Here is a 24,702-nt window from a genome sequence, read left to right on the forward strand (position 1 = left end):
ATCCTTGCGCCTTATAGCAGTCTTCTTAATAGAACTTTGCGTCTTTGCGTTTTCCAATTATACCTTTCTTATTTGTGTGTTTTTGAAAACGAAAAACGCAAAGTTTTTTTAATTCCATAAATAATTTTAAGGTGAAAGAAGATCAAAGGTTTTTAGCAAATGAAAGTCAAAAATATATCAGCACCTTACCTTAGTCAATAAAAAAAGGCGCCACTTACAAGTAAATGGCACCTCGTTACTGAATATATTTGAATGTAAAATTGTTTTTGGTTTATCTACTCATTCTGCTTGATTTGTGGGTTATTATTAATCTCTTTATTAGGAATCTGGAAGCTGAATTTATCAGGAGTCAGGTTGAATCTTCCAAAAGTATGATTCGTTCCTGTGTATACCCTTTCTAAAGGGGTGTTTAATCTTTTCATATCAAACCAGGCATAGCCTTCACCCCAAAGTTCTATTCTCTTTTGCAGGACAATTTCATTAATCAGCTCGCTGCCTGATTTCGTAGATAATGTGTAAGCCTGATCTCTTTTGGAGGTAATGTCAAATAATACCTGTCTTGCTTCGGCTTCTCTTCCTTGTCTGGCAAGAGCTTCCGCTTGTATATAATATAGTGAAGATGCTCTGATGTAAATATAATCTCCTTCAAAAAGCGTAGGATCCTTAAACTTCCAGCTTACGTAAGGCGGATAATTCTTCGTTTTTCCGTTGAATGTATATGCAGCATTCTGGTTTCCATTGAATACTTTTTTACGGTAATCCGTTGCCGGAATGGCTTCATAAAGACGCTTGTCAATCAGCTTACGGATCTGTGCGGCTCCGGCATATCCTTCATTCGTATTATCAAACATGGAGAAGAAAGAAGCATAATAATTTCCGATGCTCATTGTGGAAATGGTATTATGAAAACCCCATATTACCTCAGGATTATTGATATTGGAAAATCCGGTATTGGTATAATCATCCTCGGTCATCAGGGCAATTCCCTGCTTGCTTTCCTCAGCATATTTAGCCGCTTTGATATAATCTCCTGTTTCCAGAAATACTTCTGCGGCAATAGCTTTAGCAGTTCTTTCGTCTATCTGGGCTCTGGAAGGTCTGGTGTAAGTATCCAGAAGCGTTACAGATTCTTCTATATCTTTTTTGATTTGTGAATAGACCTCAGCAACTGTTGATCTCGGAAGTCCCTGACTTGGATTAGCTGCGGTAAGAACCAATGGAAGGCCGGGCTCAGACTGATGTCCGTTATAATCATTGGCATAAAAACGCACCAGATAAAAGTAGGAATAAGCTCTTAAAGCGAGCAGCTGTCCTGCAATGGCTCTGTTTTTTGCATTGGCATTTTTATCCAGACCATCCAGCAGCTTGTTGATTACGAATATTCTTGCATAAAAAGTAGTCCATACAATCTCAGAAGCAATATTACTGGCATTGGTGGCTTCATAATTATAAAACATTCCTAAATGCTGGTTGGTAGACTGGATCACATCATTAGACATCAGATCAGCACCTGCTTTAATTCCCATGATTCCGAAATCTGAGTGAACGGTGGTACCGCCTGCACCATTGCTTCGAAGATCAAGATAGATGCCACCCAGAATTTTTTCCGGACTGTTTGCATCGTTATTGAGCTGCTCCCCGGAAATATCCCCTTCCGGTAACGTATTGAGGTCATTGGCACAGCTGGTAGCCAAAAAACTTAGGGTTACAGCTGTTATAAAGTATTGTATTGTGTTCATTCCTGTTCTTTTAAAAATTAAGTTTAAAGCCTAAAGAGACACTGGATAAAAGAGAATAGCGGTAAGCATCTGAAACTCCTGTCAGTGAAGCTCTTGGATCATATCCTTTTCTCTTAGACCATAGATACAGATTGTTTCCTGTTACATAAATTTTCAGGCCTGATAAGCCTGCCTGCTGTGCGAAACCGTCAGGAAGCTGATAGGAAAGGGTTACATCCTGAAGACTGATATAATCCGACTTGATCAGATACAGCGTTGAATTTCCGTTCTGGTTTGTAGCGGTAAGATCTACTCTTGGTAAGGCAGCCGTTGGGTTTTCGGGAGTCCAGGTTTTATCCAGATCTGTTGAATAGTTGGAACCATAGCTGTCAGAATGGAATAAGCTTCTGTAAATATCATCATATCCATAGCCTCCGAACTGGTAAGCGAAATTTACTGCCAGATTAAATCTTTTAAAGCTGAAATCTGTTCCGAATCCTCCATATACCTTTGGAATAGCAGACTTTCCGGTGTTATAGTCGGTGGCTTCCTTATAATTACTGGTCACTGTTCTTTCTTCCTTTTGGGTCGTTGGGTTGATCGTTGTGCGATACCATAAAGCATCACCGTTCTCAGGATTTACTCCGGCAAATTCTTTTAGGAAATAGGTGTAACGGTCTCCACCTTCTGTCAGGATAAATAAACCTGAAACAAGTCCTGTATTTCTCTGCTCAGCCGGTAATCTGGTAATCTTATTTTTATAGTGAGTGGCATTCGCATAAAAACTCCACTGGAACTCATCACCGCGAAGAATATCTACATTGACATTCGCCTGAACACCTCTGTTGGTCATATCTCCGATATTTCCGTATTTCACATATGAACCCGCATTGGATGGAGGAAGAGGAAGAGCGTAAATCATATCCGAAACTTTTCTTTCAAAATAATCGGCATTCAGACTGATTCTGTTTTTTAAAAGTGAAATTTCAAAACCGGCATTCAGGTTTTTGGAGGTTTCCCATTTTAAATCCTTATTTCCTTGTTTTTTAAGCGATAGAACAGGTTTGTCGTCCCCGAAGTTGTTGATTCCGTAGATATCCTGATACGCATAATAATCTCTGCTGGAACCACTTAAAAGAATGTTGTCATTTCCCTGCTGTCCATAAGAAGCTTTTAATTTTAAAGCATTGATAATACGATTGTCTTTAAGAAAATCTTCCTTTGCGATATTCCATGCAAGTCCTAATCCATAGAAATTTCCCCATCTGCTTTCCGGAGAAAATACGGAAGAACCGTCTCTACGGATATTGGCATTAAAGAAATATTTTCCGTCATAATTATACAATAACCTCGTGAAATAACCTTCTACGGCATATTCATAACCGCTTCCGGATAAGTCGGTAATTTTTACGGCATTGTCAAATGACTGAGAGTCGGGTAGTAAAAGCTGCTGTTTTGATCCTGAGAATCCATCATCTTTTATTTTATTCAGTTCATGCCCTGCAAGGAGGTTGAAGCTGTGATTTCCCAGCTTTTTCTGGTAAGTAAGCAATTGCTGATGGTTCAGGGTATATTTAAAATTAGAACCTTGAGAAATTGTTCCTCCCACAGAAGATGAAGTTCCTCCTTCCGTATTTCCGAACTGCAGGTTTCTGGTATTTTCGAGATAAGCTCCGAAATTATAAGTGAAATCAAGTCCTTTGATGATTTCATAATTTAAACCCAGGTTCAGGTTGGTAATGTTACTGACAGTCTGTGACTTATCTTTCTGAAGGTTTCCTACAGGATTTTCAAACACCGCATAAGATCTTGTGGCACCGTTAGGTCCCTGGCCGTCTCCGTAGTCATATAGAGCATTTCCATAACTATCATAAAGCCTCTGGTAATTGTTATCTCTCAGGAAAACAGGATAGAAAGGAGCAATATTTCTGGCAAACTGGAAAGGGTTGGAAAAACCTCCGGTCTCCCCGAAATCCTGCTTACTGTAGGTATAAGATAAAGCACTGGTCAGCTTCAGTTTAGAGGTGATAGAGTAGTCCACATTAGACCTGATCCCGAACCTTTCAAAACCTGACGAAATCAGATATCCTTTATCATCCAGATAATTAAGGGAAGTGTACGATTTTACCTGATCACCATTGGCATTGATTCCCACTGTTGCTTCCCTTCTCAAAGCCGGTCTGAAAAGCAGCTTTTTCCAGTTGTCCTGGTAGAGCAGCTTTGCGTCGGGATTGAAAGAACCGTCCTTTGAAATTAGTTGATTAAAAGGAACGTTATATACATTATATCCCAGTTTGGTAAGAGCAGCAAGTCCCACATCATGAGGAGAAGGGCCTGAAGGAACAGCTCCCGGCTGTTTCAGTCTTGCAGTTTCGCCAATTCTTGCTCTGTTATAATAAGCGGTGTAATAATCCTGAGGAGAAGTAAAGACAGAATAATCCTCAATAGACCTGAAGTTAACCCCTGTTTTTACATCGGCCTCAATACTTACACCTTTACTTTTTCCTCTTTTGGTGTTCACAATAATAACACCATTAGCCCCTCTGGAACCGTATAAAGCATTCGAAGAAGCATCTTCAAGAAAAGAGATACTTTCAATATCCGATGCGGCAATACTGTTCAGGTTTCCGCTGTATGGAATGCCATCCAGTACAATTAAGGGGTCACTGGACGCGTTGATAGAGCCTATTCCTCTCATTCTGATGGTCGGCTGAGAGCCCGGCTGTCCTGAGGAAATCACCTGTACTCCCGCTACTTTTCCTCCAATTCCCTGAAGAATATTTCCGTTTTGAAGATTAGAAAGATCTTTAGCCTTCAGCGACTGTACAGATCCCGTGATTTCTTCTTTTTTCTGCTTCCCAAAAGCTACCACCACCACTTCTTTGATGGAAGTTTCTTTGGAAAGACTGTCTTTGCTTTGTGCAAAACCATATTCCGCGAACAGGAGTAAGGCCAATACACCAAGCTTGCATTGTTTCTTTTTCATTATATTAATCTAGGTTTAAAACTGAATTGTGTATTACTGCTGATCTCCCGGTAAAAAATGTGACTTTCCGCCTCCTTTTTTCAGGGAGGTTATAAAACGAATAGTAAAATTACAGGAGAGGTACCCGGATGAAAGAAGCCTTGAACTCTTTGGCTTTAATTCCTACAGTAATGAATGGATCTCTTAAAAAGTTAGCACATCATCATCATGCACATCATATCAAAGCACATGTTTTGAGAAATGCAGTTGTGCTGTGAAAGGGCAGACATTCCACAACAATTTTGCTGTGCAGAAGCTGCCACCGTAATGGTGCATAGGTAAGAATTAAAGGTATTCTTATTCATGAGAATAAAGTTTATGATTTTTTTAACTGGGTCAAAATTATCTAATAAATGACGAACCCAGATAAAACAAGAGCATGAGATAAATCATATTAGTCTACTAAATTAGTAGGTTAATTGATTTGAATTAAATTTATGAATCGTAAATATTTGATTTTTAATTAATTAATTCCATGTTTGAAAATGTTAAAAAATGATAAAAAAGTTAATTTTTCAAGTGTGAATTAAATTTAAAATTATAAGTCTATTTATTTTGTAGACTTTTTATTTATTTTATAGCTGTATTTTCATGAGAATAAGGATCAGGAGCTTCATCCTGCTATCCGCTCATACTTCTCGCACCTGGCTGAATCCACTTTCTGCTGCGGGGTAACCGCTGCTATCAGGGCTAAGGATGATTTGAATTATAAGTGATAAATGATCAATGATCAATTATCAATCATAATATAAAATTATCCCAAACCTCTGTGTCAATCTGTGAGATCTGCGGTGATAACAAAAAAAGAAGTCCATCTTTCGATAGACTTCTTATGAAAACAAGATTAAAATATGGATTTATTCTTTCTTAATATCCGGAACTGCCAACGGAGCCTGATCCCACCCACCGCCAAGCGCTCTGTAAACAGCAACACTCGCTTTAAGTTGGTTCACTTTCTTCTCTACCAGCTCAAACCTGGATTCCAGAGCATCCCTTTGAGTCAGTAAAACTTCCATGTAATCAGCACGGGCATATTTGAACAGGTCGTTGGAAATATCTATAGACTTTGTTAAAGCATCCACTTCCTTCGTTTTGATATTCACACTGCTTTCCAGATTATGAATCTTAGACAACTGATTCGCTACCTCAATATAAGCTCCCAAAACAGTCTGCTCATAATGATATACTGCCTGAATCTGTTTCGCATTGGCATTATAATAAGCCGCTTTAATCGCTCTTCTGTTGATCAATGGTGCTGTAAGTTCTCCCGCAAGAGAAAACAGAAACGACTGAGGTTTGATGATATACAGTGGATTAAAAGCTTGTAATCCGACTCCTGCAGAAAGATCAAGAGAAGGGTAGAACCTTGCTTTGGCCACTTTAATGTCAAGCTTGGCAGCAGCCAGTTCATATTCAGCCTGTTTGATATCCGGACGGTTTTCCAAAAGTTCAGAAGGAATTCCTCCATATACCGCTTGCGGAACAATAGAATCAAAAGAATCCTGACTTCTTTCCACGGGTTGTGGAAATCTTCCCACCAGATAATTAATCCTGTTCTCCGTTTCAACTATCTTCTGCTGGATGTCATACTGCATGCCCTGAGTTTTCAGAACCTGGGCTTCAAATCTCTGTACTGCCAGTTCATTGGATCGCGCATTCTTTTTTAACTCTTTGATAATATCCAGCGCATCATTCTGAATTTTAATATTCTGATTCAAAATAACCAGCTCATTATCCAGTGCCAACAGTTCATAATAAGAATCTGCAATTTCAGAAATAAGATGAGTAGTCATGAAGTTCTTTCCTTCAATGCTGGCAAGATATCGCTGTACCTGTGCTTTTGTCGCATTATGCAGCTTTCCCCAGATATCCGTTTCCCACTGTGCCTGAACACCTGCTCCAAAATCAAATAAAGGTTCCGGCATTTCTTTGCCGGTCTCTATTTCAGTATTGGCCTCCATGGCTCCGATATTGGTGTATCGGCTTACCTTGTCTACACCAGCTCCGGCTTTTAAACCTACAGAAGGAAGATACTCCCCTTTCCTGGCTTTGATTTCATTTTTAGACATTTCAATTTCCTGAAGGACAATATTCAGTTCCTGATTATTCTGAAGGGCCTGACTGATCAGCTCCTGAAGATGAGGATCACTGAAATATTCATTCCACTTCATTTTTCCCGTATTGATGGTGTCATTTTCTGCTGAACCATATTTTTCAGGAACAGTTTTGTTCTCAGTACGTTGTGCTATTTCTATAGGTTTACAGGCAGTAAGACTTAATAAGAAGACTGCCAGACCTGCATATTGATATATTTTTCTTTTATTCATAATGGATCATGTCTTCGCTTAATGGAGATTCATCTTCGTCTTTAATCATTTTTTTACCATCAGACCACTTGGCAAATATGTAGTAGAGCCCAGGAATTACTATCACTCCGAATAAAGTTCCGATCAGCATTCCGCCCAGTGAGGAAGCACCGATAGTATGGTTTCCGATGGCCCCGGCGCCCCTTGCAAAAACAAGCGGAACCAATCCTGCAATAAAGGCAAAAGAAGTCATCAGGATCGGTCTGAAACGGGCTTTGGAACCTTCTACAGCAGCTTCAAGAATAGAATCTCCTGCCTGACGTCTTTTCACGGCAAATTCTACAATAAGCACTGCGTTTTTACCCAGTAATCCGATAATCATGATCAATCCAACCTGTGCGTAGATGTCATTTTCAAGTCCCATCGCTTTTAATAATAAGAAAGATCCGAAAACTCCGACTGGGAGTGAACAAAGTACCGCAAACGGAATAAGGAAACTTTCATATTGTGCCGCCAGAACCAGATACACAAATACCAAAACAACAAGGAATACATAGATCGCTTCATTACCACGTTGCGCCTCATCATAAGACAATCCTTCCCATGCCACTTTGTATCCGTGAGGAAGTGTTTTGGCCGCTGTTTCGTTGATAGCCTGAATAGCATCTGCCGTTGTATACCCTGCAGCCGGAAGTCCGCGGATTGCAGCAGAATTGTACATGTTGTAACGGGTGATTTCATTAGGTCCCTGTGTCTTTTTCATTGTCATGAATGCGGAATAAGGCACCATTTCATCACGGTCATTTTTCACATACAGATTCATGATATCTGTAGGAAGTCTTCTGAATTCCGGGGACGACTGTACATATACTTTAAAGAACTGTCCGAAACGGATAAAGCCCTGTTCATAGGTACTACCGATCAGAATGTTGAGGTTGTCCATCGCTTTTCCGATAGAAACTCCTTTCTGCATCGCTGCATTATTATCAAAAACCAGCTCGTACTGAGGATAATTAGCCGCAAAAAAGGTGAAGACTCCTGAAAGCTCCTTACGCTTTTTAAGCTGTGCGATGAAATCTTTATTGGCTTTATCAAATTCCTGATAATCGGTAGTTCTGTTCAGATCAAGCAATCTCATGGAGAAACCTCCCGAAGATCCGAATCCCGGTACAGCCGGTGGTTCAAAAAATTCAATGGTAGCTCCAAGGTCTTTTGATTTTTCTTCCAGTTCTTCCATGATCTCCTTCACAGAATGATCACGGTCGTTCCAGCTTTTAAGGTTGATCAGACATGTTCCTGCATTCGAACCACGGCCTTCAGTCATGATTTCATATCCTGCCAGGGACGATACAGATTCCACACCGTTTACTCCCATACAGATTTTCTGCAATGTTCTGGAAACCTTATTCGTCTGCTCCAAAGTAGAACCCGGAGGAGTCTGGATGATGGCATAGATAGTTCCCTGGTCTTCATTCGGGATAAACCCGCCCGGAAGAACCTTATTGATCATCACAATTCCGGCACAGAAAGCAATCAGAATTCCCCATGTTACCACCTTTCGGCTTACGATTTTTCTAAGGAATGAAGCATATTTTCCGGTTACTTTATCAAAACCGCTATTGAATGAGTCTAAAGCTTTGGTGAAAATATTGGCTTTTTTAGGCTTTCCATGGTGGTTTTTCAATAACATTGCGGCTAAAACAGGAGTCAGCGTAAGGGCTACTACCGCTGAAATAACAATAGAACTCGCCATAGTAATCGAAAACTGACGGTAGAAAGTTCCCACCGGACCCGTCATAAATGAAATAGGGATGAACACAGCTACCATCACGGCTGTAATGGCAATAATAGCACCCGCAATTTCACCCATCACTTCTTTTACTGCTTTATAAGGCGAAATATTACTGTCTTCCATTTTGGCGTGAACAGCCTCAATGACAACAATCGCGTTGTCAACCACAATACCGATCGCCAGTACCAAAGCAAAAAGGGTAACAAGGTTGATGGTTAACCCAAAGAATTGGATCACAAAGAAAGTTCCGATCAAAGAAACCGGCACGGCAATAATAGGAATCAGCGTAGAACGCCAGTCGCCAAGGAAAATGAAAACTACAATGGCCACCAGAATAAATGCATCTCTTAAGGTATGTATCACCTGTTCAATAGAAGCATCAAGGAACTGGGAAACGTCATAACTGATTTTATAATCAACACCCGGAGGAAAGTTCCCTTTCATTTCTGCCAGTTTCGCTTTCACATCTCTGATCACGTCATTGGCATTACTTCCGTAGTTTTGTTTCAATACAATGGAAGCAGAAGGATGCCCGTCAAGGTTGGAATAAATATCAAAGAATTCACTTCCAAGCTCTACCTTGGCAATATCTTTCAGTTTCACATTTTCACCTTCGGCATTGGAACGCACGATAATATTTTCATATTCTTCCGGTTTGTTGTATTGCCCTTTATAAGTCAGTACATATTCCAGTGACTGTGCTGCAATACCGGAACTTTGTCCGATTCTCCCCGGGCGTCCGATGATACTTTGTTCGCCGATAGCTTTCATCACCTCATCTACAGAGATGTCATAAGCACGCATACGGTCAGGGTTCAGCCAGATACGCATGGCATATCTTCGGCTACCCAGGATCTGCGATTTTGCAATCCCGTGGATACGGTTAATTTCCGGGATGATATTCACCATAGAGTAGTTGTACAGGAATTTTTCATCCATACTTTTATTCGTGCTGTAAAGGTTCACGTACATCAGCATACTGGGCTGAATCGGGTTGACAACAACTCCTTCTTTCTGTACCAGTTCCGGTAATAAAGGCATTACCTGGTCCACTCTGGTTTTTACCAGAACGACTGCCTCATTCGGATCGGTTCCGGGATCGAAGACAACGTTCACAGTAGCTTCTCCTGCACTGGTGGCATCGGTGGTGATGTAACGCATTCCCTGAACTCCATTGATGGCATTTTCAATCGTAATTAAAGATGATTTTACCAATACATCTGCACTCGCGCCGGGATAGGCAATAGAAACGGCTACTGTGGTAGGGGCAATTTTTGGAAACTGTTCCGTAGGAAGCTGCTTCATGGCGATACCTCCCATAAACAGGATCACAACCGATATCACAATGGCGAAAACCGGTCGGTGTATTACTTTTTTAAACATAATGCTGCTTTTGGGTTACTCGGCGTACAGATCCAGGTTCGACATTACTTTTTCAGGCTTTTGGTATTTTGAGCTGATCTTCTGGTTTTCCTGAACCATTCTAAGCCCTTCCAAAAGGATTCTGTCATCCTTTCCAAGCCCTGAAGCGACGACATAAATATGCGGTAATTCAGCAGCAACTTTTATTTCTCTTGCATGTACCTTACCATCTTTACCGATCACATAGACATATTTCTTTTCCAGCTCTTCGAAAGTGGCCTTCTGTGGAATCATCATTGCATTGGCATAAGGAGAGGTGATAACGATGTTTCCGGTTTCTCCGTATCTCAGCAGTCCCTTCGGGTTCGGAAAAGTAGCCCTGTAAGCGATATTTCCGGTTTCATTGTCAAAATCAGACTCTATGGTTTGTACAATACCATCTTGCGTAAACTCTTTGCCATTGGCCATTCTTAAACGTACATGCATTGGATTATTATCCTTTTTGGCATCCATCTGATTAAGATATTCAGCTTCCGGTACATTGAAATATACCCACATTTTGCTGTTGTCGGAAAGTTCAGTTACAAGCTCGCCTTCATCTACAAGGCTTCCTTTACGTACGTGTAGCTTTCCTACAATTCCATTGAAAGGAGCACGGATTTCGGTAAATTTTAAATGGGTATTCATTGAAGCAAGTTCGGCCAGTGCTTTTTCATACCTTGCTTTAGCCATAGCCATTTCCTGAGGGGCAACAATGTTTTTGTCAGAAAGGTTTTTGGTATTCTGATATTCGATTTGCGCGTATTTGGATTCCGCTTTGGCACGGTTTACATCAGATTCATAAAGATTAGGCATGATTTTGAACAGCAGCTGCCCTTTTTGTACAAACTGTCCTTCATCTACATAAATAGACTGGATGTATCCTTTTTCCTGGGCTCGAAGCTCAATATGATTAATAGAACGGATTTGCGCAACATAATCTTTGTTCACCAAAGTATCTTTGATAAGCGGGCTTGTTACGTTGAATGACGCTGCTTCTGTTTTTTCCTTTTTTTCAGATTGACAGCTTACAAACAAGAGAATAAGGCACAAGTTGATATACATGAGACTTTTCTTGACCATGATAATATATTGTTTTATAATAATTTATAATTGAAAAAATAGTGTCATCGGCTCTCATAACAGAGTATGAAAGCGGATAAGGTTTTCGAAAAAAATAGTATAAAATCACAGTCGGATGACCCTGTACTGGAGGTACAGATCATCATGTAAGGTCTTTAAAAGTTCTGATTGGGCAAGTGAAACAGCGATTTGTCTGTTGTGAAATGTAGTAACGAAACCTGAAATCAGATGCCAGAAACCATCTTTGAAAAGAGCAAGAAGCTCGGTAGAACCAGAGGTCTCTACGTTGTCATCATTTTCATTGTCGTTTTCAGAAAGATTAGCTCTGATTTTGTTGTACAGGGGATGGCTGACATTGTAAGTATCATGAGCTTCATTATTTCTAAGAAATGCAAAAGAGTCTTTGAAGCTCTTTTTTTCGTGAACAAGAAGATCAGTGGTAAAATGAAGATCGGAAGAGATATCCGTTGAAATATACTGCTGAATTTGCCCGTAATACCATCCTAAAACGGTAAGCATCGCAAATAACAAGCTGTACAAATATTGATAAAATCTTTTCCGCATCCCAGAGACAAAGGTAATTAAACTTAAAAATAGGTGCAACGGCTAAAGATTAAAAAAGTGTTAAAAATTAGGCTGTTTCATTGAAAAAATAAATGAAATTGCGATGAACTAGGTTGTGAGCATCCATAATCCTTCACCAAACTGTTTAAAAATAACACCAGTCTTTCTCCTCTGCATTTCAGAACCTCTTTCCCGTAAAGGATGATAAATAATCTTTGATCAATATAAGCCTGCAGTATTGATGTTGCATACTTTTTATTTCATTATAATTACCTGGAGATTTTAAAAATTTTAATATTATTTTTGAATTAGCTTTATTTTGCACAATTTTTGCTGTAAAAAGCTACTTTTAACGGTTAAAGCATAGCCGATAGTACAAAAAATTCCTCCAATATTTATTATGATGAAAAAATACCTTATATATATATCACTTTTTGGAGCACCCTTATTTTGGGGGCAAGGTAAAGTGACCGAAAAATCTGCATACCAACAGAAACTGGCATTATCAGAGACAGAAAATGCATTAATGGCATTTGATGCTGATATAAAATTGTCCGATGAAGAAATCGCTTTGGATAAAAAACTATTCCAGATTCGTAAACAGTTTCTCAGTGATTCGGAAGCAAAGAAAATATCTTTATATAACAGCTCTTTTAATGAATTAAAACCATTAATAGAAAGCAGCAAGCTGTTTGAAATTCTTCAGACAATGCCGAAAGGAGGTTTGCTGCATACCCACAGCGGTGGAATAACAGATGTGAAATGGATCATTTCAGCTGCAAGGAAATATGAGGAATGTTATGTTTACGATCAGAAAGACAACAATCAGTTCATTTTCGGACAGCTGGCCTTTTTTGAAAAAGGAAAAGTCCCGGCCGGATTTGTAAACCTTGATAAAAAGCTTACTTCGAACCCTGGTTTTGAAAAAGAACTGCAGGATCTTCTTACGCTGAAACGTGATAGCCTTTGCTCTTATACAGATTATTGGATTGAATTTGAAAAACGTTTTAAACGTATCAGTTTACTGCTTCCATACCGTCCTTTCTTTAAAGCATATTATCTGAAAGGATTTCAGGATTTGATCAAAGACAACGTACAGCACGTAGAAATCAGATATATCTTTGATGAGCTTTATGATTTTCAGCATGGAAAATATCCTTTGAAAACTTCTGTCACAGATCTGCAGGACATTCTTAAAGAAGTACACCAGTCAGATCCGCAGTTTACCCTGAAACTGATCTATTCAAGCTTTAAATTCCTCGATAATGAAAGTATCGGGAAACAGCTGGAAACGGCATTTAAAATGAAGAAAGAATTTCCGGATATGATCTCAGGCTTTGACCTTGTAGCGGATGAAGCAGCAGGTCATCATATCAGTTTTTTTGAAAAAAGCTGGGCAAAAATGAATGAACTTAGTACAAAGTATAAGGTAGAGCTGCCTCTTTTCCTTCATGCCGGAGAAAGCAATTCTATGTTGAATACAAATGTTCTGGATGTAGCACCGCTCAATAATAAAAGAATCGGTCATGGACTGAATCTCATCTATTTTCCAAAAACCATGGATCAGATCAGAAAACAGGATAAATTGGTGGAAGTGAGCCCGATCAGTAATCAGATCTTAGGATATGTAAGTGATCTGAGGAATCATCCGGCAAGAGTTTTATTAAGTAACGGAGTACAGTGTTCCATCAGCAGTGATGACCCTTCTGTCTATGGATATACCGGTCTCAGCTATGATTTCTGGGTAACACAGGTGTATTGGGAGCTGGATGTGAAAGCCCTGAAAAAACTGGTTTTCAATTCTATTAATTATTCTTCTATGAATGATAATGAGAAAACGAAAGCTGCAGCTTACCTGAACCAGCAGTGGAATGATTTTGTTCAGAAAACAAATCAGAAATTAAATTAATAGGATTCTTCCTGTAAAAATAAAATCGCATTATTGACCTCAATAATGCGATTTATCCTTTTAACAGATACATCTGTTACTTTTTAAACTTTGCTTTGGATAATTCTTTTTTTACAGATGTACTCAACTTTGGCGGACTTACTTTAGTCAGAGCCAAAGACTCACAGCCATTGAAAACAGCAAAACGTTTTACGGTTTCTACGAAAGGTTTTAGCCATAACCCTATGTCTACAGTATTGTTTTCAATATGCAGATGAATAAGCTCCAGTTTTTTTTCCTTTCTATGCGCTTTACAGTCAACCCTTCCGATAAACTGATCCCCAAACAGTATGGGTAAACAGAAATAGCCGTATTGTCTTTTTTCTTTTGGAGTATAGCATTCCAGGCGGAAATCAAAATCAAAGATCTGTTTGATTCTGTCCCGATGGATAATAGCGTTATCAAACGGAGACAAAAGCCAGATATTGGAATTTCCGGGATCAAATGTCTTTTCAAGAACATGGTTCAGCATAAAGACAGAAGATAATCCTTCTGTTTTCACCTGAGATATCAATCCTTCTTCAAGCATTGTCTGCAAGACCTTATTGACATCTTTCTTTACATCATTTCCCTTCCGAAGGTGTGTGATCTGCTTTAATGTAGTAAATCCATAAGCTCTCAGATTGGTTTTTACCAGATATTCTGCAAACTCAAGTGGAGTAGGTTCTGTAGTATCAATAGAAGAAGGTAAAACCCTCTCGGTGAGATCATATGTTTTCTGCATTCCCACACGTCCGCTTATCATCAGGTCTCCCTGCATGAAAAGTCTTTCAAGAGCCAGCTTGGCAGGTTTCCAGTTCCACCAGCTTCCTGTCTTATGGCTTTCATTTTCAAAATCTCTCGCTCTTTTAGGGCCTTCGTTACGAATGGTGTCTCTCACATATTCCATTACCCTGTGATCAGCATTGTAGTAACGGGATTCTCCTCTTTTAATCATCAGCATCTGAGGCAAAACATACCGGAAATCCTGCATAGGAAGATAAGACGCAGCATGAAACCAGTACTCAAATACCTTACGTTCTTCTACCAGTTCCTCCAGATAATCTGCATGAAAATCAGGGATTCTTGTCCAGAGAGTATGATGATGAGCACGCTCCACCATAGATAAAGTATCGATCTGTATATATCCAAGGTGCTCCAAAGCCTTAAGAACCGCATCTTTTCCGGTTCCGAAAGGCGCGTGTTGCGTTAATCCCTGGCTATCCAGTGTTGCAAGTTTCAATTGTCCTGATGCCAACTTCTTTTCCATATTTGAAATTCGGAGAAACAGCTTTTAAGATGTTTCTATCAAATATAGTGATTTAAGGGAAAAGCACTGAACAGGATCTGTTAATACTCGGGGCGGCTGGTTAAAATCAGTTGTTTTGACGATTATCTCTTTTCAGCTCCCTTTCAATTTCATTCACATAGGGAAGGGGAGTAAGGTAACTTTCTTCAATATATTGTCTGATACTTTCATCCGTTTTTTTGTTAACCTTCCTGATGAAAAGCTGATTACCGGATTTTAATGATTGAATATAATTGAATGTATTCTGTGTATTTTGAAAAAAGGAGGTCTCAAGTACTGCTCTTTTATCATCATTGACGATAATATCATTGAATGATGTGTTCATAAGAACAGTCTGAAAAAATGAATCTGCAGGTAAAAAAGTATGAAGATAATAGTCTTCAAAATCCATTACCATTTTGTTGTTGGTTAAAAATAAGCAGGTTTCTCTTGTAAACATAAACCATTTACCACCTATATAAGGAATCACATCTTTCATAAAAGATCGTTTGTAGATGAAAGACGAGATCATATAAGCCAATTCCGTAAAGTGATTTTGTATTCTTTTCAGCGTGTCGGGTCTGTAAAACTTCTGATCATAATAAAAAAGATAATTCCTGCCTTTATTGATGGTAAGAAATTTACGGATAATATTTTGTGATTTCAGTGGATAATCTTCACCGCTCAGATTGATAAAATAATCCCATTCTTTACTTGCATTCAGGAGAAATTCCATAGCGTTCAATTCTGCCTGAACGATGTTGAAACCTCCCGAAACTATATTCATACTGTCCAGAATATAGACATTGGGAAAATGAACGATATAAAGTTGTATTTCTTCAATGAACTCTTGTTTCGCTTTTTTATCAATATGGATAAGATAAAACTGATCCCTTGTATAGATTTTCTCAAACATGTTTTTAAATACTTCAGGTTTATGATGTATCATAATGAAATAAGCAATTCTTACATGTGGGCCAGAATGGGATTCTAATATTCTGGGAGAAGGTTGGGGGATGGGGGAAGAAGTTTGCATATTCCGGAGTTTAAAATCATCCGCGTCAGCAAACAATTTGGTTAATTGGTAGAAGGTACGAATAAATTTTTGATAATCAATTAATTAAATAAAGTTATGTTCGTTTTTTTTATTGTAGGTTTGCAGTACATTTATAAAAAACAGGTCACTGCCTTTGCTATTCTGTCATAGTTTAAATCACTTTTTTCTTTCAGTTTTGCTTTTTCAGCTACCAATTTATAGTGTTTGTTTTCATAACGGGAATAAGAGATTATAAAGTTCTATTGTAGATAAGAGCGACACGTTATTGCCGGTTAACCATAATATATTTAAGGATATTATGATAGCTGAAGCAAGAAAAAGATGAGCAGAAAAGAATTCTCTTTTGTGTATCATTATAATACTCCAATTCAAATTCTGTTCAGCAGGTTTGTTTGTAAAATACCGGAATCCGGAATTATAATGAATTTTAAAAATTTAAATCTGATCAATCCTATTATCCGTGCGGTGACAGAAGCAGGATATTCCAGGCCTACTGAGATACAGTATACTGTGATTCCTCATATTTTAGCAGGAAGAGACATTATAGGATCTGCACAAAAAGGTGCCGGGAAAACAGGTGCTTTTGCTATGCCTATTCTGCAGCTGCTGAAAAGACAAACTCCGGATCATAAAGAAATACGGACTTTAATCCTTACTCCAACAAGAGAATTGGCAATACAGATAGAAGAAAATTTAAAAATTTACAGTAAGTACCTGCCATTATCCCAGCTTTCTATTTATGAGGGCGTTTCCATTGGAAGCCAGCTTGCAGCACTCCGAAAAAGGGTAGATATTCTTGTAGCAACACCTGGAGGACTGCTTGATGTAGAAAATCAGAGACATATCGATCTTTCTAAAATTGAGTTATTTGTTTTGGATGATGCAGATAGGATGCTTGAAATGGGATTCATTAATGATATAAAAAAAATATTGAATCTGGTTTCCCATAAAAGACAAAACATGCTTTTTTCTGCAACAATGCCGGGAAGTTTAAAATATTTTGCCAAAACAATTCTGAATAATCCCGTAGAGATTATTACAGATCCGGCTTCTTCAATACCCCAGATGGTAAAGCGCCCGGACCTTAAAAATATTCAACCAATGATGGGAAATACAATACCTGTCAGAATATCTTAAATAAAATCTGTAGCGTTTACAGATCATAATACACAATTTTTAATAACAATTACAATGCAAGAAGGCACCGTAAAATTTTTCAATGAAGCAAAGGGCTTCGGTTTTATTACTCCGGCAGACGGAAGTAAAGATATATTTGTACATTCTTCAGGATTAAACACAAGAATGATTTGCGAAAACGATAAAGTAGTTTTTGATGTACAAAAAAGCGATAAAGGTTTAAATGCTGTTAACGTAAAGTTAGCATAATAAAAATCTTGCTTGCAGATAGGTTAGAATAACATTCTTTGCCATATCAGGGTTCGTATTTACATTTTTCTCATTCAAAATTCATGAAACTTCAGGATCTGGATATTGTTTGAAAGAACATTGATGTAATGTAGATTATTTTTTATTTTCATTATGTTCATTTGCCTCTTGCTTATATGTGAGAGGTTTTTCTGGGATATGAAAATAAGAGCGCAATTGGTCTGAATATTGACACACTAAAACCGGACGCCTGGAAAATAAATAGACAGACTTGATTTACACTTACCAAAGTAATAATAGACGAGCTGTACATATTTAATCCCTCAAAAGGTTCAGAAAAGATATGATTATTATTAATAATTTTAATGAGTATAAGTCCCTTGAAGGGCAGATGTTAGGTGATTCTGACTGGCATACAATAAGTCAGGATCAGATCAATAGATTTGCCGATGCAACACAGGATCACCAGTGGATTCATACGGATCAGGAAAAGGCAGAAAAAGAAGGCCCTTTTCAATCAACCATTGCTCACGGGTATTTAACATTATCCCTGATTCCCTATCTCTGGAAACAGATTGCAGATGTGAGAAATGTAAAAATGGAAATCAATTACGGAATAGAAAACCTTAAGTTTGGAGAAGCTGTCCCTGTAAATAGTGAAGTAAAACTGCAGGCAACCGTAAAATCTGTGGTTAACCTCAGGGGAACTGTGAAAGCAATTGTGGAGGCCAGACTCCTGATCAAAGATCACATAAAACCAGCTTATACAGGGGATGTTATTTTTCTTTATCACTTTAAGGATTGATTTGTTTTTGAGTGTGTAAAAGGTTGGTATTTAATGTTTTCTTAGTTAATGAGCCACCATCTGGTCGAGTCTGTAAATAAATTCTTCAATTTCTATTTGCCTGGCATTGGCAAAACCTTTATCGGTACCGATTTTTATAAACCCACATTTTTCCAGAACTTTTTGTGAACCTAGATTATCAAAAGCAACACGGCCAAAAACAGGTCTTGTGGTTTCCGTGCTTGATGGTCACTATTATGTCGTACGTACAAATGCCTATAGGCTACAGTAAAAATACCCGGCTTCAAAATCGGAAATTTATACCCTAAAATCCGTTCTTTTTTCACCGTTACTTTGGTATGTTCAAAAGAAGCTTCGAAACCCTGAACAACGGCAGTATCCGAAAAGCCAGCAAAAGAGTAGGAACCATACCCAATATTATTATCATGAAAAATCCAGAAAATGTTGCTCCCTTTGTAGAAGCATCACAAATTATTACAGAACTGAAAGACAGAGCCAATGATATTCTTGCCAGTGTTTTAAGTACAGAACTGTCTGCGATCACCATCAATGGAAAAGGAAATTTCCCTTACTACTGGCAGGATCCGTCTAACCTGAAGTTTAATAAAAAAACTTACGACTGGATATCTTCCAATCTCAGAGCCAATACTGAGCCGGTACAGCTGGATCAGGTATTTACCAATTACTTTATTGATGCTTTCTCAAAAGTCAACTATTCTCTATCTGTAGAAGATACAGCTGTGCTGAATGACGCCCATACAAGAGCTACAGATCAGCAAATGGCCTTGCTCAATGCCTGGGTGGCCGCTTATAATACGCTTCCTCCTGCTACTGACACCATGCAGCCTATTGATATTATTATGGATAAAATCGCTACAGAATGGGCGAATCCCGCTACTACTTTGTACCAGATTCAGAAAAGCGATAACCTTGATGCTTTACTGAATAAGACACCGGCGAGCGGAAAACCTATTATCCCGGTATTAGCCAGTTATCTGGATGCGCTGGGGGCTACCATATCCTTGCAGAACAATGTGACAATGAATAATGGATACTTATCCAAAGCCTTAAAGAATGTACAGAATCCTAAAAAGGAAAATGGCGGACTGCTGCTGAATGACGACAGTATCTTACCGGCTTTTGAGGTGACCACTCCGCTTGACCAGATTTTAAATGGTCTTAAAAATACGTCTCAGACCGCTCAGATCGATATGGAAGTAAGCCGTGAATCTGATAGCCGTTTCCGTGTTTCCGTAGAGGGAAAAACGGGTTTTTCTATTCCTATCTTTGATTTCTTTACTTTAGGAATTGGAGGCAATGCGAACTATTTCAGTGAAAATATTGCGACAAGCAAAAACTCCATCAAAATATCAATGATGTTTACAGGAGTTACCCTGGTAAACTTTGGACCAAAAGATTTTAATATTGCCGGCAATATGTACTGGGCATGGTTTGACCCTATCCGTAAAGCACAGATCAACAGCAGAGACAAAGAGGAAGAAAAACATATCTCGGGATACAAATTTTCTCCGGATCCGGGAATGAAATTCGGACCTGAAGGACCTTTCGGTTTACTGAACGGGGTGGCCATTTCCAATTATCCTACGGTAGAAATCACCGTAACAGGTGAAGATTATAAAAGTATTCAGAAAACCTTTGAACAGTCTTCTTCTGCTACGCTTTCTTTCTTGGGAATTCCTTTGGCAAGCGTTAAAGAATCTACCTATTCTTCTTCCTTCTCTGTGGATCAGTCAAAATCTACGATCAAGATCACACTCAGCCCTCCGCCAAGTCTGGTAGCCGGTAATAATAGAGATTCCATAGCGTGGGTTCTTGGTGCTATTGTGGATTATCCTGCGGAAGTGAGTGATGATGTTGAGCTTCTTAATAATGAAGAGTTAGTAGCTAAAGGTGCGTATCCTAACTACCAGCTGTATAAAGATAACTTCGGAACGACCTATTGTTCTGTGAAAAAAGTAAAATCACATGCGGTAGGTGCTACATGGGTAAGTGAATGTCTTGCCGCCCATCCGGGTACAAGTCCTGCAGGAAAACCATGGACAAGCCCTAAACAATCCGGGGTGATCTGGCCATAATCAACCAAAAATAAATAATAAAAACAGACTGTCTCAACAAGACAGTCTGTTTTGTTAGATTTTATAGTAAGGTCTTCTTACTCTGTCAATTTTCAAAATTTTTGCTGTTCGGAGCCAGGGAGAATTTAAAGAATAGGGAAATTAAAAACTATTTGACCAGAAGATAGATTCCAACACCAATAGCGGCATAAGCCGTAACGGTAAGAATATCAGCAATAGGCTGTGAAAAGCGTTTTTCTGCAATTCTTTCGCTGTTGATCTGATTCTTATGGAACTTCAGACTTTTTTTAGCGTTACGAACCGGATGTACTACCAGACTGTCTCCTTCCCATCGGTCAACAATTACCTTATAGCTTTTGTTGTCAACTTCAATTTTAACATTTTTACCGGCGGCCAGTTTCTCCTGAATATTCACAGGTGCAGGTTGGGCAATCAGACTTTGTGGTGCTGGGTTTGAACCTGTCATTTCTGCAGAAGTATTATTCGCTGCAGCGGTATTTTTTTTAGGAGCCTGATTATTGTCAGCAGCCGGAACCGCTGGTTTTTTTACCTGATAGGTATAGCAGCTGGTAAGAGTACATAATATAAGGATGAAATAAAAATTCTTTCGCATAAGCCAAATTTAAGAATTAAACGGAATATTTGGGAGTTTCTTTTGAAAGATGATGTTTTTTTTGAAGATTCCTATTGTTTACTATGCAAAAGGCTTCTTCATAGTAGCAAGCTCAGGTAAAAAAGACAAAGTACAGTTTTTCCTGTGCAGTATAATTCCGACACAAAAGGCACAAAAGTTTAAACACTTTAGCTTTTTCAAAACCAACCTTATTTGTGATAAGTACACCTGAGTTTTGTGAAAATCTTTGGTTTTCATCTTATGTAGGCTTTTCTGCGGTATTATTTTAAACTAACCTAAGTGAATGTAAGTGTTTTAAATAAAACCTTTTTATGACTTTTTTGGTTTTATAAAGTGTAAACAGCTTTGTTTTTAGAATGTTGGCTTTTTACTACTAAAAACCAGATCAAGGTCGTGAGAAAAAACTCAACAAGAAAACAAAAACAGATCTGTCACTTTTTAGATCAATAGTTAGAACAATTTTAAAACGGACGAAAAATATATCCCATTTATATCGCATATATACTGGATAAATGCATAATTGATGTATGTAAAATTTGTTGAAAGTGTATCATTGATGTATATAGATATTGTTGGTGTACCCTCTTATCTCATTACTTTTGCGCCAACAAAATGATCAAATAATGAAAAAAAAACTTCTATTACTTGGAGGCTTAATAATTAGCCTTCAGGTGTTCTCTCAAGTAGGTATCAACACGCCAGACCCTCAGGCCAGCCTGGATGTAGTAGGTAAGCCCACATCTACAAATGTATTCGACGGTATTATCGCGCCTAGAATTACTGGAGCACAACTCAGAGCAAAGACATATACTCAAAAACAACAGGGAGCATTGGTATATGTAACAGCTGCAGATACAGCTCCCGGCGGGCAGACAGCAGAAGTAACCAGCACCGGGTATTTTTATTTTGACAGCAAACTGAACCGCTGGCAAAAACTGAACTCGGGAACTATCGCCGCAGGGGATCCTACAACCGATGCTTTCATAGATGATCCCGCCAATACAATGGTGAAATTAGGAGCATCTTCTACCGGAACTGCCAGATCTTCAAACACCGATTTCGTTATTAAAGACAACGGAAAAGTGGGAATAGGGACGCAATTACCTGAGGCAGGCCTGCATATAAAAGAAAACGGCAATACTGACAGTAACCAGTTGAAAGTTCAGTCAACGAATAGCTCTCCATTAATTAATCTGGAAAGAACAGGAACTAATAACTTATCTGCCGGAGCAGAGCTTGGAAAATTATCCTTTAATGGAAAGATTTCAGGAGCTAACTTCCCATTAGCAGGGATAAAAGCCAATTACTGGGGTAATGGGGCAACCAATTCTTCATCTCTTACATTTTCTACCAGCGACCGACCAGCTGTCTTAATTAATGAGAACGGAAATATGGGAATAGGACGTATTGATGCCAATTATGCAATGTCTCCTACACAAAAACTGGATGTAGACGGAAATGTAAGATTCAGAGGTGTTCCATCATCCACAATGAACAGCACAGACATGTTGATGGCATTGGATGCTAATGGAGTTGCTAAAAAAGTAGACATCACAACACCGGCCAGTGTTTTGGTTGCGACAAGAACCGGACCTTCTGTAAAATCGGGAGATGGCTCCTCCGCCATCATGTGGTTTGAAAATACCCGTCTTTCTGATAATACCTATCTGACAAGAGTTGATAACGGTACCTTTCAGGCAGTCAAAACAGGATTATACACAATAAGTATCACAGCCCACTTTGACCAGGTTCCTGACGGAACGTTAGCACAAAACCACTACAGAGGAGTAACGGTTGGGGTAAGAACTACAGCAAATAAACTTACCCAGCATTATGGATCCAATTATATGGGAAATGGATACACCAATATTACTGCTGTTTTTGTATTAAATGCAGGTGAACAATTTCATGCATACAGCCAATGTGATAAAGGTGGGTCATACAGACAGATGGAAGCTACGATGTCTGTAGTTTACACTCCTTTATGATAATAAACCTCAATTTTTGTTTAAAAAAAGACAAAGAACTGTTTTTGCCTGCATGGTAGATGTTTCGGGCAAAGGAACTTATGTTTTGGCATCCTTGACAAGGTTTTAAACCTTGACAAGGATATTTTTATTGTTTTTTGGGATATTTAATTTACAATACCATGAGCAACAAGAAAGGATTCTTTAATCTCCCGACATTCAACCTCCAACCTCTCACATACAATAGATAAAAAACTCAGTCGGTGTCAATCTAATTTTTATATTTGCATGGATAGGATTGGTATTCTCAGAATACCTACGGAATACCTGTAAAAACTTAAAAATATAATAACCCCAAAAAAAGAAGAGTAAGGAATGGATAAGATTAATTTATTAATTATTGTGGCTTCAGTTTCCATATTCATTTCCGTACTTCTTGCTATTTTCCTCTTTACTGTAAAGACAAAAAACAGGGTAAGCAATGTTTTATTTGCTGTTTTTCTCATCATCAACGCTATAGATATTAGCGATCCTTTGTTTAATATGGTGTCTGATGGACCATCCAACCTTGAGATATTCAAAAATATGCTTGTCTTTTTGCAAATACCGGTTTTTTATCTCTATGTGTTGTCTGTTTGTTACTCGGATTTCAAACTGAAACCTCAATATCTGCTGCATGCATTTCCTTTTTTAATTGCCAATCTGGCTTTGCTGCCTCATTTTTATGGAGTAGATACGACATCGAAAATTCACTTTATTGAAAACCGTCAGAACATGATAGAATTGAAGTTTAATCATATTCTGTTACATGTCCAGATGGTTATTTATTTTGTTGCGGTTTTCAGAGTATTAAGAAAATCAAAGACACTTTATCTTGAAAATTATGCCGGGAAAAACATCAGTTCTTACCACTGGTTGTTCCAGCTTACGGTTGTATTGTGTATGGTTTATGCCATTGCTCTTTTAAAAAATATCCTTAAATTTTCAGATTATGTCTACATTTCGGAAGAGATAAAGGCTGGACTTCTATTATTATCCCTTTTTATTATTTGCTGGTATCTTTTCAAAGCACTGAATCATCCTGAGCTTTTCAGAAATGTTGATTCAAAATTGAAACTGGTTTCCGAGATGGTTTCGGAAGAGAAAAACAGTGAAGACCCGGTAACCAGTGACAGGGCATATAATGAGGATCTTTTGAAATTAAAAAATTATATGGTGGAGAAAAAGCCGTTTCTTAATTCCTCACTTACCATTCAGGAGGTTTCGGATGAAATTGGAATTCCTGTCAGAGAACTGTCTCTTTTAATCAATCATCAATTGGGGCAGCATTTCTATGATTTTGTAAATACCTATCGTATAGAAAATGCAATGAATATGTTAAAAGATGAAACCAAAAGTAAGGTGACCATATTAGAAATTCTCTATGAAGTGGGATTCAATTCAAAATCTTCTTTTAATACGGCCTTCAAAAAACATACGGGAACTACACCTACGCTTTATCGTAAAAGTCTGTAATACAGTTTTTTGTAATTACCTGTACGCTTTTTCAGAATGATTCGTACTTTTTTTTCTAAGCAAATGTGGACGATTATTTTTATTCGGTCGTTTATTTTCAGGTGCTATCACATCTTTGTATCGAAATAAATTTTTAAT

Annotated in this window: 17 protein-coding genes; 7 read left to right on the forward strand and 10 right to left on the reverse strand. The window is 38.3% G+C overall.

The features are described from left to right. Nucleotides 1–275: 275 nt before the first annotated feature. From JNG87_RS15215 to JNG87_RS15245, 7 genes are all read right to left on the reverse strand, one after another. A complete protein-coding gene (locus JNG87_RS15215; protein ID WP_202839306.1) occupies nt 276–1,739 on the reverse strand; it encodes a RagB/SusD family nutrient uptake outer membrane protein in 1,464 nt (487 codons plus the stop codon). A 10-nt stretch (nt 1,740–1,749) separates the two neighbouring features. Continuing rightward, nucleotides 1,750–4,704 (reverse strand): SusC/RagA family TonB-linked outer membrane protein, encoded by a 2,955-nt coding sequence (locus JNG87_RS15220; protein WP_202839312.1) that lies wholly within the window; start codon nt 4,702–4,704, stop codon nt 1,750–1,752. 191 nt (nt 4,705–4,895) lie between these two features. Next, nucleotides 4,896–5,048 carry a hypothetical protein gene (locus tag JNG87_RS15225; RefSeq protein ID WP_157885756.1) on the reverse strand — a complete coding sequence of 51 codons (153 nt, stop codon included), beginning with the start codon at nt 5,046–5,048 and terminating at the stop codon, nt 4,896–4,898. A gap of 552 nt (nt 5,049–5,600) precedes the next feature. Next, nucleotides 5,601–7,070, reverse strand: a complete 1,470-nt coding sequence (locus JNG87_RS15230; protein WP_202839314.1) for a TolC family protein — start codon at nt 7,068–7,070, stop codon at nt 5,601–5,603. Continuing rightward, entirely contained in the window at nt 7,063–10,224 is a 3,162-nt protein-coding gene (locus JNG87_RS15235; protein WP_202839316.1) for an efflux RND transporter permease subunit, read from the reverse strand. The genes JNG87_RS15230 and JNG87_RS15235 overlap by 8 nt, the downstream gene beginning before the upstream one ends. A gap of 15 nt (nt 10,225–10,239) precedes the next feature. Further along, nucleotides 10,240–11,325, reverse strand: coding sequence for an efflux RND transporter periplasmic adaptor subunit (locus JNG87_RS15240; protein WP_110010473.1), 1,086 nt, complete (start codon nt 11,323–11,325; stop codon nt 10,240–10,242). 105 nt (nt 11,326–11,430) lie between these two features. After that, entirely contained in the window at nt 11,431–11,865 is a 435-nt protein-coding gene (locus JNG87_RS15245) for a hypothetical protein (protein ID WP_202839318.1), read from the reverse strand. A gap of 424 nt (nt 11,866–12,289) precedes the next feature. Between JNG87_RS15245 and JNG87_RS15250 the strand changes: the two genes are divergently transcribed. Next, entirely contained in the window at nt 12,290–13,798 is a 1,509-nt protein-coding gene (locus JNG87_RS15250) for an adenosine kinase (RefSeq protein WP_202839319.1), read from the forward strand. Between the two features lie 76 nt (nt 13,799–13,874). Here JNG87_RS15250 and JNG87_RS15255 read toward each other — a convergent pair whose 3' ends face one another. Together JNG87_RS15255 and JNG87_RS15260 are read right to left on the reverse strand one after the other, a co-directional pair. After that, nucleotides 13,875–15,086, reverse strand: a complete 1,212-nt coding sequence (locus JNG87_RS15255; protein ID WP_202839321.1) for a winged helix-turn-helix domain-containing protein — start codon at nt 15,084–15,086, stop codon at nt 13,875–13,877. A 106-nt stretch (nt 15,087–15,192) separates the two neighbouring features. Beyond that, on the reverse strand, nt 15,193–16,140 hold the full coding sequence (locus tag JNG87_RS15260; RefSeq protein ID WP_202839323.1) for a beta-1,6-N-acetylglucosaminyltransferase: 948 nt from the start codon (nt 16,138–16,140) through the stop codon (nt 15,193–15,195). 342 nt (nt 16,141–16,482) lie between these two features. On the opposite strand from JNG87_RS15260, the gene JNG87_RS15265 reads away from it, so the two are divergent. From JNG87_RS15265 to JNG87_RS15280, 4 genes are all read left to right on the forward strand, one after another. Beyond that, a complete protein-coding gene (locus JNG87_RS15265) occupies nt 16,483–17,298 on the forward strand; it encodes a DEAD/DEAH box helicase (protein WP_202839325.1) in 816 nt (271 codons plus the stop codon). Nucleotides 17,299–17,352: 54 nt separating this feature from the next. After that, nucleotides 17,353–17,547, forward strand: coding sequence for a cold-shock protein (locus JNG87_RS15270; protein WP_110010479.1), 195 nt, complete (start codon nt 17,353–17,355; stop codon nt 17,545–17,547). Nucleotides 17,548–17,890: 343 nt separating this feature from the next. Further along, complete coding sequence (locus JNG87_RS15275) at nt 17,891–18,352, forward strand: MaoC family dehydratase (protein WP_110010480.1); 462 nt, start codon at nt 17,891–17,893, stop codon at nt 18,350–18,352. A gap of 338 nt (nt 18,353–18,690) precedes the next feature. Then, nucleotides 18,691–20,448, forward strand: a complete 1,758-nt coding sequence (locus JNG87_RS15280; RefSeq protein WP_228406524.1) for a lamin tail domain-containing protein — start codon at nt 18,691–18,693, stop codon at nt 20,446–20,448. Between the two features lie 148 nt (nt 20,449–20,596). Here JNG87_RS15280 and JNG87_RS15285 read toward each other — a convergent pair whose 3' ends face one another. Further along, entirely contained in the window at nt 20,597–21,061 is a 465-nt protein-coding gene (locus JNG87_RS15285) for a hypothetical protein (RefSeq protein ID WP_202839327.1), read from the reverse strand. A 644-nt stretch (nt 21,062–21,705) separates the two neighbouring features. Between JNG87_RS15285 and JNG87_RS15290 the strand changes: the two genes are divergently transcribed. Continuing rightward, on the forward strand, nt 21,706–23,070 hold the full coding sequence (locus JNG87_RS15290) for a hypothetical protein (RefSeq protein ID WP_202839329.1): 1,365 nt from the start codon (nt 21,706–21,708) through the stop codon (nt 23,068–23,070). Between the two features lie 354 nt (nt 23,071–23,424). Next, complete coding sequence (locus JNG87_RS15295) at nt 23,425–24,564, forward strand: helix-turn-helix domain-containing protein (protein WP_202839330.1); 1,140 nt, start codon at nt 23,425–23,427, stop codon at nt 24,562–24,564. The last annotated feature ends 138 nt before the right edge of the window (nt 24,565–24,702 follow it).

The organism is Chryseobacterium cucumeris (assembly GCF_016775705.1).
In the GTDB taxonomy this organism is placed as follows: Bacteria; Bacteroidota; Bacteroidia; order Flavobacteriales; family Weeksellaceae; genus Chryseobacterium; species Chryseobacterium cupriresistens.